The organism is Bradyrhizobium aeschynomenes (assembly GCF_013178945.1).
Lineage (GTDB): Bacteria > Pseudomonadota > Alphaproteobacteria > Rhizobiales > Xanthobacteraceae > Bradyrhizobium > Bradyrhizobium aeschynomenes.
On record NZ_JABFDM010000002.1, the window covers coordinates 879,995 to 894,736 of the forward strand.

15 protein-coding genes are annotated in these 14,742 nt (G+C 67.0%); 6 read left to right on the top strand and 9 right to left on the bottom strand.

Going from position 1 to position 14,742, the window contains the following annotated elements; genetic code table 11:
* Position 1 precedes the first annotated feature (1 nt).
* The gene (locus tag HL666_RS08570; protein ID WP_172180845.1) at positions 2-304 is read left to right on the top strand and encodes a DUF3861 domain-containing protein; all 303 of its coding nucleotides are present in this window, start codon (positions 2-4) and stop codon (positions 302-304) included.
* Between the two features lie 353 nt (positions 305-657).
* Here HL666_RS08570 and HL666_RS08575 read toward each other — a convergent pair whose 3' ends face one another.
* Positions 658-1,494: a class III extradiol dioxygenase family protein gene (locus tag HL666_RS08575; RefSeq protein ID WP_172180847.1), complete on the bottom strand. Its 837-nt coding sequence runs from the start codon at positions 1,492-1,494 to the stop codon at positions 658-660.
* A 5-nt stretch (positions 1,495-1,499) separates the two neighbouring features.
* Positions 1,500-1,853 (bottom strand): protocatechuate 4,5-dioxygenase subunit alpha, encoded by a 354-nt coding sequence (locus tag HL666_RS08580; RefSeq protein WP_172180848.1) that lies wholly within the window; start codon positions 1,851-1,853, stop codon positions 1,500-1,502.
* A gap of 122 nt (positions 1,854-1,975) precedes the next feature.
* Between HL666_RS08580 and HL666_RS08585 the strand changes: the two genes are divergently transcribed.
* On the top strand, positions 1,976-2,908 hold the full coding sequence (locus tag HL666_RS08585) for a LysR family transcriptional regulator (protein WP_172180850.1): 933 nt from the start codon (positions 1,976-1,978) through the stop codon (positions 2,906-2,908).
* Between the two features lie 15 nt (positions 2,909-2,923).
* Here HL666_RS08585 and HL666_RS08590 read toward each other — a convergent pair whose 3' ends face one another.
* Genes HL666_RS08590 through HL666_RS08600 form a run of 3 tightly spaced genes read right to left on the bottom strand, consistent with a single transcriptional unit; the run spans position 2,924 to position 5,369 of the window.
* Complete coding sequence (locus tag HL666_RS08590; protein ID WP_172180852.1) at positions 2,924-3,310, bottom strand: VOC family protein; 387 nt, start codon at positions 3,308-3,310, stop codon at positions 2,924-2,926.
* Positions 3,311-3,370: 60 nt separating this feature from the next.
* Entirely contained in the window at positions 3,371-4,657 is a 1,287-nt protein-coding gene (locus HL666_RS08595) for a flavin monoamine oxidase family protein (RefSeq protein ID WP_172180854.1), read from the bottom strand.
* On the bottom strand, positions 4,650-5,369 hold the full coding sequence (locus tag HL666_RS08600) for a dihydrofolate reductase family protein (protein WP_172180856.1): 720 nt from the start codon (positions 5,367-5,369) through the stop codon (positions 4,650-4,652). Before HL666_RS08600 ends, HL666_RS08595 begins: the two co-directional genes overlap by 8 nt.
* 365 nt (positions 5,370-5,734) lie before the next feature.
* Between HL666_RS08600 and HL666_RS08605 the strand changes: the two genes are divergently transcribed.
* On the top strand, positions 5,735-7,267 hold the full coding sequence (locus HL666_RS08605) for a serine aminopeptidase domain-containing protein (protein WP_172180857.1): 1,533 nt from the start codon (positions 5,735-5,737) through the stop codon (positions 7,265-7,267).
* A 51-nt stretch (positions 7,268-7,318) separates the two neighbouring features.
* Here HL666_RS08605 and HL666_RS08610 read toward each other — a convergent pair whose 3' ends face one another.
* The gene (locus HL666_RS08610) at positions 7,319-7,519 is read right to left on the bottom strand and encodes a hypothetical protein (RefSeq protein WP_172180859.1); all 201 of its coding nucleotides are present in this window, start codon (positions 7,517-7,519) and stop codon (positions 7,319-7,321) included.
* A gap of 141 nt (positions 7,520-7,660) precedes the next feature.
* A complete protein-coding gene (locus HL666_RS08615; RefSeq protein ID WP_246741487.1) occupies positions 7,661-9,262 on the bottom strand; it encodes a GMC family oxidoreductase in 1,602 nt (533 codons plus the stop codon).
* 61 nt (positions 9,263-9,323) lie between these two features.
* On the opposite strand from HL666_RS08615, the gene HL666_RS08620 reads away from it, so the two are divergent.
* A complete protein-coding gene (locus HL666_RS08620) occupies positions 9,324-10,643 on the top strand; it encodes an excisionase family DNA-binding protein (RefSeq protein WP_246741488.1) in 1,320 nt (439 codons plus the stop codon).
* Positions 10,644-10,779: 136 nt separating this feature from the next.
* A complete protein-coding gene (locus HL666_RS08625; protein ID WP_172180861.1) occupies positions 10,780-11,133 on the top strand; it encodes a DUF2200 domain-containing protein in 354 nt (117 codons plus the stop codon).
* A 19-nt stretch (positions 11,134-11,152) separates the two neighbouring features.
* On the opposite strand, the gene HL666_RS08630 is transcribed toward HL666_RS08625, so the two are convergent.
* Positions 11,153-12,067 carry a PaaI family thioesterase gene (locus tag HL666_RS08630; RefSeq protein WP_172180862.1) on the bottom strand — a complete coding sequence of 305 codons (915 nt, stop codon included), beginning with the start codon at positions 12,065-12,067 and terminating at the stop codon, positions 11,153-11,155.
* Between the two features lie 321 nt (positions 12,068-12,388).
* Here HL666_RS08630 and HL666_RS08635 point away from each other — a divergent pair, with 321 nt between their 5' ends.
* Positions 12,389-13,066, top strand: a complete 678-nt coding sequence (locus tag HL666_RS08635; protein ID WP_172111834.1) for a hypothetical protein — start codon at positions 12,389-12,391, stop codon at positions 13,064-13,066.
* A gap of 63 nt (positions 13,067-13,129) precedes the next feature.
* Here HL666_RS08635 and HL666_RS08640 read toward each other — a convergent pair whose 3' ends face one another.
* Entirely contained in the window at positions 13,130-14,674 is a 1,545-nt protein-coding gene (locus HL666_RS08640; RefSeq protein WP_172180864.1) for a L,D-transpeptidase, read from the bottom strand.
* Positions 14,675-14,742: the final 68 nt, after the last annotated feature.

A 14,742-nucleotide genomic window follows, 5' to 3' on the forward strand; every position in this document is an offset into this window, starting at 1 on the left:
CATGCCCCACGCCTACGCCATCGAGGTGACCGACATCGACCCGCGCCGCGACGGCGCCGTCGGTCCGAGCTACGACTTCACCTTCACCAGCCACGACGATCTCAACGAGATCGTCGCCCGCGTCCAGCGCCGCGGCTTGTTCGACCACAATGAGAGCAAGGCCTTCGTCACCGGTCTCAAACTGCTCGGCGGCGTGATGCTCAACCACCGCGGCGAGCCGCTGTTCGCCGAGTTCGGCCCGGCGTTCAAGGAGTTCATGACCAAGCTGAAGTCAGGCGCGAAGGCGCGGGAGGCGGAGGTATAAGATTCCCGATCTGTGAGCACGAAGTAAGCCGCACCGACGGTGTGCCCCCTCTCCCCGTTCTTTACGGGGAGAGGGTCGGGGTGAGGGGCAGCCACACGGGTGGTGTCCGTCGAAGCAAGGCAACTGACACCAACGTCCCTTGATAGCTTCCGCGGTATGGGTCCCGGCTCAAGGCCGGGACGACACCGGTGATGTGGGGCGCGGTTGTGCCAACCCCATCGGTGATGTGGCCCGCGATCGAGCCAACCCACCGCCGTCGTCCCGGCCTTGAGCCGGGAGCCATACCCCGTGATGTCTGTTGTCGGAACGGATGTGAGTCATCGCATCCCGACCAACGAGATTGACGACGCCCCCTACGCCGGCTCCAGCACCATCAACCCCGTCGCCGTATTCGAGATCGGGATGTGGTAGTTGGAATGCTCCTTGCGCACCTTCTCCGGCAGGGTGCCGCGCGCGACCATCCAGTTCAGCAGCTCGACGCCCTGCGTGCCCGACAGCTCGACCAGCTCGGTGGTCGAGTACTTGGTGGCCCAGGCGGGATCATCGACCATGCTGGCCATGAACTTCTCGTCGAAATCCTTGTTGATGAAGCCGGCGCGCTCGCCGTCGAGCTGATGCGACAGGCCGCCGGTGCCCATCACGACCACGCGCTCGTCCTTCGGCCAGGATTCAATCGCCCGCGCCAGCGCCTGGCCGAGCTTGTAGCAGCGCGCGGCCGACGGCAGCGGCGCCTGCACGGTGTTGACGACCACGGGCACGACCCGCACCGGCCATTTCTGATCCGGCCAGCACAGCGCCATCGGCAAAGTGAAGGCGTGGTCGACCGTCATCTCCTGGCAGGTCACGAGATCGAAATCCTCCTTCACCAGATGCTCGATCAGGTGCCAGGACAATTCGCTGTCGCCCTTGAACGGCGCGGTCTGCGGGATGCCCCAGCCCTCGTCCGCGTTGCTGTAGCTGTCGGCGGCGCCGACGGCGAAAGTCGGCATCTTGTCAAGGAAGAAGTTCAGGCCGTGGTCGTTGTACACGAGCACGACGACATCCGGCTTCACCTTGGCGAGCCATTCGCGCACATGCGGAAAGCCATCGAAGAACGGCTTCCAATACGGATCCTGCTGCAGGCCCTTGGCGATCGCGCCGCCGATGGCGGGCACATGAGAGGTGGTAATTGCGCCTACGATCTTTGCCATGATGATTACCCCCGTGCCGCCAGAAGCTTGGCCTTGAACTGGTCCTTGGTGAGCCCGGTCTGCTGCGCGCCGATGTCCTGCATGTCGAGCCCGAAGATGCCGGCGAATTTGGCGAGGTAGTAGGCGTTGCCGCCAGCCTCGATCAGCTGCAGCACGTTGCGGTTCCTGATCGCCTCGCGCTGCTGCGCATTGAGGCCGAATTTCGCGCAATAGCCGTCCTCGTCGGCGACGAACGCCTTGCGGTTGGCGGCATCGTTGAACGAGTAGCACATCTTGTTGAGCGCATAGCCCTTGCGGGCCTGCTCGCCATCGAAGATGACGGTGCCGGGCACGGGCTGCCGGGCCGATGTGGCGGACATTGTAACCTCCCTGAAAGCGTTCTGACCGGCCGCGTTTGATCTGGATCAAACGCGGCGCGTTCCATGCCCGCCAGTATCGCCCGAAGACACCGACGATAAAGGCCGCCCGCCCGATCTGATCCATGAGCCAATTCGATCATTTGGACCTCGACGGCCATCTGCTGCAGCTGCTGCTCGCCGTGACCGAGGAGGGCTCGGTGACGCGCGCCGCTCACCGGCTCGGCGTGACGCAATCGGCGGTCAGCCATCTGCTCGACAAACTGCGCGCCATCACCGGCGATCCGCTGTTCGTCAAATCCGGCCGCGGCATCGTGCCGACGGCGCATGCACAGCTGCTCGCGCTCCGCGCCCGTGCCCTGCTCGACGACCTCCGGAGCTTCTCGCACGCCGCTGCTTTCGAGCCGGCCAAGATATCCGCGCAGGTAACGATCGCCGCCAACGACCTGCAGCGCGACCTGCTGCTACCCTCCCTGCTCCGCTATGCGCGGGCGCAAGCCCCCGGCCTCAGCCTGCGCGTGATCCCTTCGGGCGCGCCGACGCCGGAGATGCTGCGCGAGGAGCACTGCCAGCTGATCATCACGCCGCGCCCGCCCGAGGGCAGCGACTTCCTGCAGAAGCGGCTGTTCGAGGACAGCTACCGCGTGTTCTACGATTCCAGCCAGCGCGAGCCGCCGCAGAGCCTGGAGGACTATCTCGCCAGCGACCACGTCACGGTGGTCTACGAGCCGCGCCGCCGGCTAGACATCGACGAGGTGCTCGCCGAGCGCGGCATCGTCAGGCGATTCGTGGCGCAGGTGCCGGGCTTCGGCGGCATCGGCCCGTTCCTGCGCGGCAGCCGCGGGATCGCGACTTTGCCGAGCCTGCTGCGCGCCTACATGCTGCGCGGGCTGAGCGTCGCGCCCGTGCCTGTCCCCTGCCCGGCGATGCCGATGTACATGGTCTGGCATCTGCGCCACCACGACGACCCGATGCATCGCTGGCTGCGCCAGCAGCTCGAGATCGTGGTCGCGCCGAGCCTTGCCGCCGCCGCCGAGCACATGCCTGTAACGGTGTAGTCCGTCCGAAGCAGATCAGTCCGGCGTGTGGCAGACCGCCTCGACATTGTTGCCGTCGGCATCGCGCACGAAGGCGCCGTAATAGTCCTTGTGATAATGCGGCCGCAACCCCGGCGCGCCATTGTCACGGCCGCCCGCCGCGATCGCCGCCCGATAGAACGCGTCCACCGTGGCGCGATCCTTGGCGTGGAAGGCGACATGGGTCGAGGTCGCGGCCGTCCCGCCGGTGCCGATCCAGAAGTCCGGCCGGCCCTCACCGAAGCCGGCGTGCTCGCCATGACCTCCGGTCTGTTCGTTGGTGATCTCCATCATGAGCACATAGCCGAGCGGCGCCAGCGCGGCGGTGTAAAACGCCTTGGCGCGCGCGAAATCGGAAACGGGAAAGCCGACGTGGTCGAGCATGACGATCCTTTCCTGTGGTGACCCGCACGATGATAAGACCGCGTCTTTGCGATCGCAACGTCATGCAGGATCATTGCGCAAGATGCGGCGCGCCGTGGCAAGCCCGCTCGCCAGCGCCGCCTCGACCGTGCCCATGTCGCGGCCGCGATACAGCGCCTCGCCCGAGATCAGCACCGGCCCACCCTCCCAGCGCGTCAGCACATCCTGCGCATCGCGCGTTGCCAGCGTCGCGTAGGAATAGGCGCCGCGCGCAAACGGGTCCTTCGCCCAGTCGAACGCATGCGCCGCGACCAGCGCGGGCCCGAGAACGGTCACGGGTTTGGCGAAGATGTCGCCGAGCGCCGCCAGTCCCGCTTCGATCAGCGTCGTCTCGTCGAGCGCGGCGAAGTCGTGCGTCGGCGGTCCGGCGAGCCAGCCAGTCAGCACCGCATGATCGTTCGGGTGCTGCGTCCACCACACCGGCACCGCGGCGTCGGACAGCATGAACAGCATGTCCGAGAGATCGGGGGCCGGCATCGCCGTCCACCAGCGGCGCTCGAACCGCAGCAGCAGCTTGATGACGTTGCCGAAGCCGATGTCCGCTGCTGCCGCGACCTGACCTTGCATGGCCGCCGGAAGCGCGATGGTCTGCAGCAAGGGCAACGGCACGGTCAGAATGACGACGTCGCCGCGATGCGTGCGGCCATCGGCGCAGCGCACGATCGCGCCCTCCGCCGCACCCTCGATCGCCGTCACGATTGACTGAAACGCAATTCTGACGCCACGCGCGCGGCACTCCGCCACAAGATGATCCAGCAGCACACCATAGCCGCCGACGATGCGCGCCTGCCCGCCGTGATCGCCGCCCATCCACTCCTCGCGCAGCGCGAACACGCTCGCCAGATCCGGATCGGCGGCATCATAGCCCTGCACCATCCCGAGCACGGACTCGCGCAAGGCGGCGAACTCCGCACCGGCGAAATGCTTCTCGAGCAGCATCGTGACGGTGATGTCCTCGTCGAGCGTTGCCAGCACCTCGTGCAGCCGGCCGATCTGCCGATCGGCAGGATCGTTGCGCGAGAGCACGCCGTTCTCGACATGCCATCGCTCGCCTTCGATCGGCTGCGCCGACAGTCCGGCCTCGGCCAGCAGCTGATAGGTGACCGGCGCCTCGCCATGGATGAACTCGGCGCCCGCATCCGCCCTGTATCCGAACACGCTCTCTGCAAGCGGATGGATACGGCCGCCGCAGCGCTCGCGCGCCTCCAGCAGAGTCACCTTGCGCCCGGCGCGTGAAAGCTCGCGCGCGGCCATCAGGCCCGCGGCCCCGGCGCCGACGATGATGATGTGATCTCGTCTCTCAACCATGACTGGCCTGGGCCGGCGCCGCCGGGCCGTTCGTGATCTTGTAGCGCAGCCACAGCGCGCCGCCCTCCAGCGCCGTCGTGTTTTCCAGCGTCATCGCCGTGATCGGCGCGCGCTGACCGGTCTCGCTCTCCGGCGAGTCGAACACGCTCGGCGCGCCCTTGGCGCCATCGATGGCAGGACAGAGCACGAGATTGAACTCGTCGACCAGGCCTGCGCGCAGGAACGCGCCGTTGGCGCCGCCACCACCTTCGAGCAGCAGGCGCTTCACCCCGAGTTCGCGCGCAACGATGTCGAGCACCAACGCGAGATCGAGCTGCCTCTCGCCGGCAAAGACGTATGATACGCCCTCGCTGCGCAGCCCCGCGAGATGCGCGTCCGAGACGGCTTCGCTGAGCACCACCACGATCGGATCGCCGCCGATGTCGGCGCGACCCCAGCAGATCTTGCCACTTGCATCGAGCACGATTCCATAGGCCTTGGCGTCGCGCCGGACGATCCAGTTCTCGCGCGGGAAACGCTCGCTCGTCGTCGCCGGATAGGCCGTGCCCTTGGCGAATTCCTGGCCAGTGACGCGGCCGATCAGCCAGGCATCGCCGTCGAGCTGGTCGTGCACCTGCTCGAACACATCGCCGGAGCTCTTCGGGCGCCAGCGGCTCGGCAGGATCCGGCCATCGAGGCTCGAAGCCATCAGGCAGATCACCTCCGGTTTCATGCATCCGTCCTTTCGTCGCTGCGCGGGCTCACCGAACAGGTCTCCCGCGGCCTTGTCAACGAAGCGACGCGCGTTTCGTTCGACCACGGCGAGCCACGTCGAAGGCGGCCGCGAAGCCCGGCGCTGTCGCCACGCCCATCCCTGCGCTGGCAGGGCTATCGCATTTGATGTCGAAGTGTTGCGCTCGCCTGCCTCCACGGCGTCATGGCCGGGCTTGTCCCGGCCATCCACGTCGTCCAGCATGCTGAGAACGACGTGGATGCCCGGGACGAAGCCCGGGCATGACGATGTGGAAACGGTTTCGCGAAAAACTCAGATTGCGATAGCCCTGCCTGCGCTAGGGTCGAGCGGAATCGGAGCGTGTCATGACAAGCGAAATTCCGCCGCGCAGACGCATCGCCATCGGGATGCGCGGGGTGGCCCTGCTGGCCGCCGCGCTCGCCGGCCTCGCCTGCTGCGTCGCCGGGATCTGGCAGCTCGAAGCCGCCCGCGCCGGCGTGACGATCACATCGCTGCAGGCCGGCACGACCCCGATGACCGTCTATCGCCGCGACGGCGCCGCGGCCGCGCCGGTGGTCGTGATCGCGCATGGCTTCGCGGGCTCGCGCCAGTTCATGGAGGCCTATGCGCTGACCCTGGCGCATGCCGGTTATCTCGCGGTCTCGTTCGATTTCGAGGGCCATGGCCGCAATCCCGTGGCGATGTCGGGCGACGTCACGCGCGTCGACGGCACCACGCGGAGGCTGATGAGCGAGATCGGCCGGGTCACCGACGCCGCGTTGTCCCTGCCCGGCGCGGATGGCCGGGTCGCCCTGCTCGGGCACTCGATGGCCTCCGACATCATCGTGCGCCAGGCGCTGGCCGATCCGCGCATTGCCGCGACGGTGGCGATCTCGATGTTCTCCGAAGCCGCCACGGCAAGCGCGCCGCGCAACCTTCTGATCATCACGGGTGAGTGGGAGACGTCCCTGCGCCAGGACGCGTTGCGCAACCTCAGGCTCGCGGATTCCGCCGCGCAAGAAGGCGATACTGTCGGCGATCCCGCCGGCAGCGGCGGCCGCCGCGCCGTGGTGGCGCCGGGGGTCGAGCATGTCAGCGTGCTGTATTCGACGACAGGACTACGCGAGGCGCGCGACTGGCTCGACCGGGTGTTCGGCCGCAGCAGCAGCGGCCCGGTGGCCGCGACCGGCGGCGCGATCGCGCTGCTGCTCGCCGGCATCGTACTGCTGGCCTGGCCGCTGGCCGAGCTGCTGCCGAAGGGCGAGGCGCCACCGCCGACAATTCCGCTGCGCAGCCTTGCGATTGCCACGCTGGTGCCCGCGGTGGTGACGCCGATCGTTCTGAGATTCGTCGAGACGCGCTTCCTGCCGGTGCTGGTCGCCGACTATCTCGCGGTGCATCTGTTCGCCTATGGCGCGCTGTCGCTCCTGCTGCTGCACCTGCGCGGTGTGCGCTTCGGCCGCCTGGCCTGGCTCGCGGCGCTGGCGCTGGCCGCCTATGGCATTGCCATCTTCGGCGGCGCGCTCGACCGCTACGTCGCCTCCTTCATGCCGATCGCGGCGCGCGTGCCGATCATCGCCGCGATCGCCATCGGCGCGGTGCCCTACATGCTCGCCGACAGCATCGCCAACCAGGGCGGCCACGCCGCGCTGTGGCGCACGGCGTGGATTCGCGCCGCATTCCTGGCCTCGCTCGGCGGCGCCGTCGCGCTCGATTTCAAGCGGCTGTTCTTCCTGCTGATCATCATCCCGGTCATCGTGCTGTTCTTCATCGTGTTCGGGCTGATCGGCGGCTCTGTCGGCCGCAGAACCTGCTCGCCGCTCGCTGAAGGCATCGGCCTCGGCCTGATCCTGGCGTGGTCGCTCGGAGTCTCGTTCCCGATGTTCCTGCCGGGCTAGCGCGCGACGAGCCCGCGGTGCTGGGCACGGACATCGAGCATCGCAATCCCCTCAGATGAGAACCAGCACCGTCCGCCTCGGCGCGCCTGAGGACAGCGGCACCGTCCCGCCATCGAGCAGGCGAACATCCTCGCGCGCGGTCACGCTGTCGCGCGCCTTGAGCTTCGCGGCGCGCCGCCGAAGATACAGCGCAACGCGCAGGTCCAGCCAGATCCGGACATGCAGGACAAGCAGGGTCAACTCGTTTGTCATCTCAAAAATCTCTTCGCAATGTCTGTCCGTGTTGGACGTGAGCGCGCTCCTGCAACCCGGCGGGACCGGGTTGCGCGGCACAAAGCGCCGGGAAAAATAGACGGCCGGCCCGTCGCGGCGTGACGGGCCGGCCGTGCGGGACTAATTCACGCCATGCGCCGACTTGATCATGTCGGCGGCGCGCTCGCCGATGACGACGCACGGCGCCATCGTGTTGCCGCTGGTGATCTCCGGCATGATCGACGCATCAGCGATGCGCAGCCTGTCGATGCCATAGACCTTCAGCCTGCCATCCACGACCGACATCACATCGTGCCCCATCTTGGCCGTACACGACTGGTGCCAATACGTGACTGCAGCGTTGCGCACGAAGCACTCCATCGCCGCCGCATCACGCTTGCCCGGAAGGGCTTCGCGCTTGACGAGTCGGTTGAAGGCCGGGTCGGCGCCCAACGCGCGACACAGCTCGATATTGGCGTGAGCCGCGGCAAGGTCATCCGGATGCGACAGCGTGTTCGCCGCGATGCGGATCGGATCGTCAGGATTTGGCCCCGACAGATGCAGCGCGCCGCGGCTCTTTGGATGCGCGAGGCCCGCGAACATGGTCCAACCATGCTCCGGAACGTCCGGCCCCATCGTCTCCGCGCTGACCACCGGAAACTCGACCTGACAATGGAACATGTCGGGACAGGCCAGGGCCGCATCGCTCTTCCAGTACAGCGTCGCTTCCGAGCCGCCGTGACCGACCTCCTGCGGCTCGCGATATTCGAAGACGCAGGCGAACGCGATGTGGTCCTGGTGATTGCGGCCGACGCCCGGCAGATGCTGAATCACTGGAATGCCGTGACGCCGGAGTTCGTCCTCCGGACCGATGCCGGATTGCATCAGAACCTTCGGCGTGTGGATGGCGCCGAGGGAAAGCACGACTTCGCGGTCCGCCATAAACCGACAGCGGTTCGACCCGTGCATTGCTTCCACGCCGACGACGGTGCTGCCGTCCAGGATCAGCCGCGTGACCATCGTGTCCGTCAGGACCGTGAGGTTGGGCTGCCCGAGACGCGGATGCACATAGGACCGGTAGATCGACGAGCGCCGTCCATCCTTGATGATCAGATCGTTGATGGCCGCGCCGCCGCGGCCCTCCATCATGGCGCCGTTCGGACTGTCGAACGCCGGCAGTCCCAGCGATTGCGCAGCCTCGATCAACGTCCGCGCGATCGGCTGCGGATGGGCCGCGGGCCCCACATGAACCGGCCCGCTGGTGCCGCGGCGGCGCGGGTCGGGCGTGCCCTGCCAGCTTTCGATGCGGCGATAGATCTCCAGCACGGACTCATAGCCCCACGCCGGATCCCGCGCCTCCGCGGCGAAGCGCTCCCAATCATTGCGATGGCCGCGGGCCCACACCATCACGTTGATGCTCGAGCCGCCGCCCAGCACCTTGCCCATGTTGAGCGGGATGGAGCGTCCGTTCAGATGCGGATTGGGCTCGGCCTTGAAGTTCCAGTCGCGCGCCGAGCCCAGATTGAGCGGCCACTGCGCCGGGGTCATGACCTCAGGAACGTCATCGCTGCCGCCCGCCTCGAGCAGGAGCACGCGGACCGCCGGGTCTTCAGCCAGCCGTGCGGCCACGACCGAACCGGACGATCCGGCGCCGCAGACGATGAAATCGTATCGCCCTGAACCGTCTTCAGGCCTCGCCGTGGTGTTCCGCAGCGGATCGTGGTCGTGGATATCGGTCGCCATTCTGTACTCCCTCTCCGTTTGAAGTGGATTCAACACATCCCCAGCGTGCATTCGCGGCCAGATGACACCTGGTTTCGGTATCCCTATGCCACGCTGCGGGATTGCTTGTATCAAATTTATCAATTATAGCAATAATATCAAATATAATAGTTTTGTGATCGAAATGACGCGCTTGCGATTGAACCCAGGCGGCTCTGGCGCGATCCAGGCGGGAGCACGGATCGTTCACGAGGGGCTGCAAACCAATTGGCCAGCCGATACGGTGCAGCCCATGGACAAGGACGTTTTGACGACATCCGAGGCAGCGAAGCTGCTGGGGATCTCCGTGCGCACGGCGCAATTGCTGATCGAGGGCGGCACGCTGACCTCCTGGAAGACGCCGGGAGGGCACCGCCGCGTCTACCGCACCGAGGTCGAAGCGCTCATCGCCCGCACCAGGCCCGCCCCTGTCCTGGAGTCCTCGCTCGTCATCGTCGTGTGCTCGCCGGACCGTCGGGCGATCTACGAAGCGATGCTGGCGGCCGTGCCGGAATGCACCGTCGCGATCCATGAGGATGCCCACACGGCAGCCTTCGTCATTGGCTCACGGCTGCCGGCCGCTGTCATCGTCGACCTCGACGGCGACCATTCCGACCGGCTGGCCTTCCTAAAGCAGATCGATGGGAATCCGGCATTCGGCTCGATTGCCGTGTTTGCATCGGCAAGCGCGGACGTGATGGCGAGCGGCGATCTCGCCGCCTTGCGGCGCGTGACGGTGACCTCTCCCGACCAACTGGCGGCTGCGTTGCATCGCCTGTTGCGGGACAAGGAGGCGCCGCATGACATCATCGTGGATGGCGCGCCCTTCCCGCTCGCATCCAACGAAGGCCGGCGTCTCACCGCGCTGAAGCGCTCGGGCCTGGTCGACACGGCGCCGGAGGACGCCTTCGATCGCCTGACCTGGCTTGCGAGCCGCAGCCTCGGCACGCCGATCGCGCTGTTGACGATGCTCACCAACGACCGCCAGTGGTTCAAGTCGCGCGTCGGGCTGAAGATGACGGAGACGCCGCGAAGCTGGTCGTTCTGCAACCACACCATCCTGCAGAAGGGTGTCTTCGCCGTGAGCGACCTGGCCCACGAGCCCCCGTTCGACACCAATCCCGCCGTAGCGGGCGCCCCGCATTTCCGCTTCTATGCGGGCGCTCCCGTCACCGATCCGGACGGCTTCGCCGTGGGCGCGCTGTGCGTCATCGACTACGAACCGCGCAGGCTCGACGCCGAGCAGGAAAAGACGCTGCTCGCTCTGGCCGCGCTGGCGTCAGACGAGATCCGGCTGCGCGCCACCGACCGGCAATTGCGCTGGGCCTTGGACTCGCTCGACCGGCAGCACGAACGATCCTGACGACGGGCAGCCGCTTGCGCGCGGTTTGCGCGACAACGCTCGCCCCGGCCGCTCCCAGTCCTGTCTTTCCGCCCAGCGCAGGATGACGTGTACGAACGGAGCTGCTCGATGATATGAATTTCGGAGAGGAGCTGTCATGGCGAAACACCGCATCTATACGATGAGCTTCGCGAGCGTGTATCCGCTCTATGTCGCCAAGAGCGAGAAGAAGGGACGCACCAAAGCGGAGGTCGATCAGATCATCGGCTGGTTGACGGGGTACGACCAGAAGGCGCTCGAGGCCCAGCTGCACCGACAGACCGATTTCGAGACCTTCTTCGCGCAGGCGCCCGCGATGAATCCCGCGCGGTCCCTGATCAAGGGCACGGTCTGCGGCGTCCGCGTCGAGGAGATCGAGGAGCCGACGATGCGGGAGATCCGTTACCTGGACAAGCTGATCGATGAGCTGGCGAGGGGCAAGGCCATCGACAAGATCCTGCGCAAGCCCTGATCGCGCCGCTGCCCCCGGGTCAGTCCTGTTCCTCCCCGGGCGCCTGCCGCAGCATGAAATGGCCGAAGGCGGTGGCGATCGGCTTGGCGGCATCGTCCTGCCAGGCCCGGGCCTCGAACGCGACGACGCGTCGGCCCTGCTTGACGATCGAGGCGGAGGCGATGCTGTCGAGCGCACGGCCCGAACGCAGGTAGTTGATGGTGAGGCCGATCGGCTTCGGCGGGGACACGCCGAGTTCGCGCATGACGGTGACAATCGCGGCCGTCTCCAGAAACGCACCGGTCATGCCGCCATGAATGGCGGGAAGCACGGGATTGCCGATGATCTGGCGCGAGAACGGCATCACCAGGGTGTCGTTCTCGCCGAGCCGAATGCCGAGACAGCGCGCAAACGGACTGGTGGCAAACAGCCCCGTGGCATCGTCGGGGGCTTCGAGCGGCGGCGGTGCCCCGGTGAAGGCCGGGCGATCGGTCAGCATGTTGGTGCGGTTGGCGCCGATCATGAAGCAGGCCGTCGCGGTCGCAACCGGATCGCTCTCCTCCTCCTGAAAGGCTGTGGCACGCACGAAGGCGATCGAGCGGGTGACGCGGTAGCACACCGCATGCGCCTTGATGTCGACGCCGGGAGCCGCCGGCTTCTGATAGTCGATGCGCAGGTCGAGCGTGGCGATCGCCCGGCTGCCGTCGAGCGCGAGCTGCACGGCCATGCCGCAGCTCTCGTCGAGCATCGCGGTGACGACGCCGCCGTGGATCACGCCGGTGTCGCTGTCGCCGACGAACACCTCGCGATAGGGCAACGTCGACCAGGCCTCGCCTGAGGCGAAGCGGTCCATACGCAGCCCGCTGATATGGCCATAGACCGATCGGCGATGCCGGATCGCTTCGGCGAGTTCATCGAAAGCAGGTGTTGCCGTGGTGGTCGGAGTGTCGGACATCGTCGAGATGTAACGCATGATCGGGACGGCGCGCGAGGTATTTTCCGGACCCTCGCCGTGTGGGAGCCTCCGTGGTCCGTCCGCGTCATGATCGTGCAGTGAGACCCGCTCATCTTCGGCCACATGACGCGACACAACTTTCGGATGCGACCTGCGCCCACGGCATCTGCGATGCGCATGTCCTTGTAGTTGCGCAACGACGCCATATGCGCGCCCCCGCAAATCTACGTACTTCAAATCGCGAGCGAGCACGGCGCGCTTAGAACATTGGCAACCTTAATATGGTCATAATGGTCTCAACCGAATCCCGGAGACCTGTCGATGCACAAATCCCCCAAGACGCCGGACGTCCCGCCGAAGAGCGGCACGGCCTCTCTGCGTATCATCATGAGCCTGGCGCTCGCAGCCAGCGCCGGCGTGATCTGGTGGAGCGGCGGCGGGGCCAACAGCTTCTCGTTGGCAGGCAACGGATCGCCTTCGCTGGAGACACGCGTCGCCGCGTTGACGTCCGAGCTCACCCAGCTCAAGGCGGAAACCGCCCGGCTGCGCGACCGCCAGAACGATGCGTCCGGCGAGCTGATCCAGCTTCGCGCCAGCCTCACCAGCACCGAGACCGGCCTCGCGACGCTGCGCACCGCAGCCGACGAGACCGAGGCGCGACGCCGCGACACGGCCGATAAGATCGAGCAGGATCTCGCGCTGCTGAAGCGGCAGGCCATCCGCCTGCGCGCCGCGCAGGAGGACACCTCGACCGAGCTGAGCGGGTTGCGCGCAGCCGCGGCGACCAGCGAGATGGGCATCGAGCAGCTCCGGACGAGCACAAGCGAGATTCGTCAGCAGGTCGCCCGCATCGAGACGGCTCGCGAGGCGACGAGCTCGATCAGCCGCATGCACAAGCATCGCGTCCGGCGCGTTGCGCGCACGGCCGGGACCGAGCCGCAGCAGGTTCAGCCGTTCATGATGCAATGGCCGGGCGTGGTGCCGGCGGGCCGGAACTGAGCGCCGTCCTGATCGAACGACCTGACCGCGCGCCTGTCGCGCGGTCTACAGATTGCCCCGTCGCTACCACCAGCTCGGCTGCACCGGCCGGTAGTAGGTCGGAGGCGCCCCGCGCCTGCGCTGCGGCGCCACGGGCTGGCCGTCCCAGCTGCGCTGGAAGAAGTTGCCGAACCCATCATCATATTCATCGCCGCTGGCAATGACATCGGCGTTGGTGGTGGGCCGGCGCGTGACGAAGCCGCCTTGCGGCTGGTTGCTCAAGACGGCGACAAATTCGGTGCGGTAGTTGGTCTCGCTCGACAGCGGCTCGTCCGAGACGATGATCGAGGAGCGCGCCACCGCGGTGGGGGCGATCCGGGCCAGCACGTCCTTCGGAATGGTGATGCGATCGAGGGCGTCCTTGGCGTCGTCGCCGTCGTCGATCGTCACCGCCGTCCAGCGCAGCCCCGCGCCATTCTGCCCCACCGCCGTGAATATATGGGTCCCGATGGGCCGGTCGGGATCGCGGATCGTGACCGGCGACTCCAGCGAGGTATCGAAGACCTCGCCGCCGCCGTCGCGCGCGGGCTTGTGCGTGTTGCGCCTGACATAGAGCATCTGCGTCGAGCGGCTGATGTAGACCGACACCGGCTCGGTCGCGAGCTTCGCCTCCTCGGCCGTCTTGGCGGTTTCGGTCTTCTTCGCAGCGGCCGCCTTGGCCGCGTCCTTCGTCGTCGCGGCCACAGCGAGCTTGGCAACGGCGTCCGATTTGGCGGCCTCGAACTGCGCCGCCGCGTCAGCGGCCTTGGTCGCGGCCTTCTGCTGCGCGTCCTCGGCTTGCGCCCTGGCCTGATCGGTCTTTGCGGCGGCCAATTTCTTGTCGGCGAATTTCAACTCGGCCTCGCTGCGCGCCTTGGCCTGCTCCAGCTTGCGCAAGGAGGCCTTCAGCGACTTCGCATCGCGCTCGGCGGCGGCGGCAGCCGCCTTGGCTTCGTCGGCGATCCTGGCGGCGTCCTCGGCCTCGCGGCCGAGCGCGGCCGCTCGCGAGGGGGCTCCCGTGAGCGCCTCGGCAGTCGGTGCGAACAAGGCCGGATGCGAGAATTCGACCGGCGCGACGTCGCCGGGCGCAATGATCACCCGCATGCCGATATAGGTCCTGTCGAACAGTTTCTCGGCGAAGCCGTAGGGCATGCGGACGCAGCCATGCGAGGCGGCGTAGCCGGGCAGCGGTCCGCCATGCAGCGCGACGCCGTTCCAGGTGATGCGCTGCATGTTCGGCATCCAGGCATCGTCATACAGCGTCGAGCGGTGGTCCTTGTCCTTCTCCAGCACGGCGAACACGCCGGCCGGCGTCTCGCGGCCGGCGACCCCGGTGGACACCGGCGCCCGCCAGATCCACCCCTCCGCGTCGTAAAAGGTGACCTTCTGCGCCTTGATCGACACGATCGCCATGATCGGATCGCCATGCGCCCGCGGCGCCGTGGCTTCGGTCACGGGTGCGGGGCGCGCCTGCCGGGCGTAAGCCTCCCCCGAAAAAGTCAAGGCGACCAGCGCCGCGAGAGTCATTAAGGCCGGTCCTCGGCGACGCATCGCTGCAAGGTTCCGAGCCGCCGTGGATCGTATCGCCATGCCCTGTCCCGATTCCATGCTGTTCCGCCGCGAGGCTTCGCGCGGCGCACTTCGAATTCTATACGCTC

What these genes read in the sequence shown, in the direction of transcription:
- HL666_RS08570 (WP_172180845.1), top strand. Translation starts at nt 2, where the DNA reads ATGCCCCACGCCTACGCCATCGAGGTGACCGACATCGACCCGCGCCGC.
- HL666_RS08575 (WP_172180847.1), bottom strand. Translation starts at nt 1,494, where the DNA reads ATGGCAAAGATCGTAGGCGCAATTACCACCTCTCATGTGCCCGCCATC.
- HL666_RS08580 (WP_172180848.1), bottom strand. Translation starts at nt 1,853, where the DNA reads ATGTCCGCCACATCGGCCCGGCAGCCCGTGCCCGGCACCGTCATCTTC.
- HL666_RS08585 (WP_172180850.1), top strand. Translation starts at nt 1,976, where the DNA reads ATGAGCCAATTCGATCATTTGGACCTCGACGGCCATCTGCTGCAGCTG.
- HL666_RS08590 (WP_172180852.1), bottom strand. Translation starts at nt 3,310, where the DNA reads ATGCTCGACCACGTCGGCTTTCCCGTTTCCGATTTCGCGCGCGCCAAG.
- HL666_RS08595 (WP_172180854.1), bottom strand. Translation starts at nt 4,657, where the DNA reads ATGGTTGAGAGACGAGATCACATCATCATCGTCGGCGCCGGGGCCGCG.
- HL666_RS08600 (WP_172180856.1), bottom strand. Translation starts at nt 5,369, where the DNA reads ATGAAACCGGAGGTGATCTGCCTGATGGCTTCGAGCCTCGATGGCCGG.
- HL666_RS08605 (WP_172180857.1), top strand. Translation starts at nt 5,735, where the DNA reads ATGACAAGCGAAATTCCGCCGCGCAGACGCATCGCCATCGGGATGCGC.
- HL666_RS08610 (WP_172180859.1), bottom strand. Translation starts at nt 7,519, where the DNA reads ATGACAAACGAGTTGACCCTGCTTGTCCTGCATGTCCGGATCTGGCTG.
- HL666_RS08615 (WP_246741487.1), bottom strand. Translation starts at nt 9,262, where the DNA reads ATGGCGACCGATATCCACGACCACGATCCGCTGCGGAACACCACGGCG.
- HL666_RS08620 (WP_246741488.1), top strand. Translation starts at nt 9,324, where the DNA reads ATGACACCTGGTTTCGGTATCCCTATGCCACGCTGCGGGATTGCTTGT.
- HL666_RS08625 (WP_172180861.1), top strand. Translation starts at nt 10,780, where the DNA reads ATGGCGAAACACCGCATCTATACGATGAGCTTCGCGAGCGTGTATCCG.
- HL666_RS08630 (WP_172180862.1), bottom strand. Translation starts at nt 12,067, where the DNA reads ATGTCCGACACTCCGACCACCACGGCAACACCTGCTTTCGATGAACTC.
- HL666_RS08635 (WP_172111834.1), top strand. Translation starts at nt 12,389, where the DNA reads ATGCACAAATCCCCCAAGACGCCGGACGTCCCGCCGAAGAGCGGCACG.
- HL666_RS08640 (WP_172180864.1), bottom strand. Translation starts at nt 14,674, where the DNA reads ATGGCGATACGATCCACGGCGGCTCGGAACCTTGCAGCGATGCGTCGC.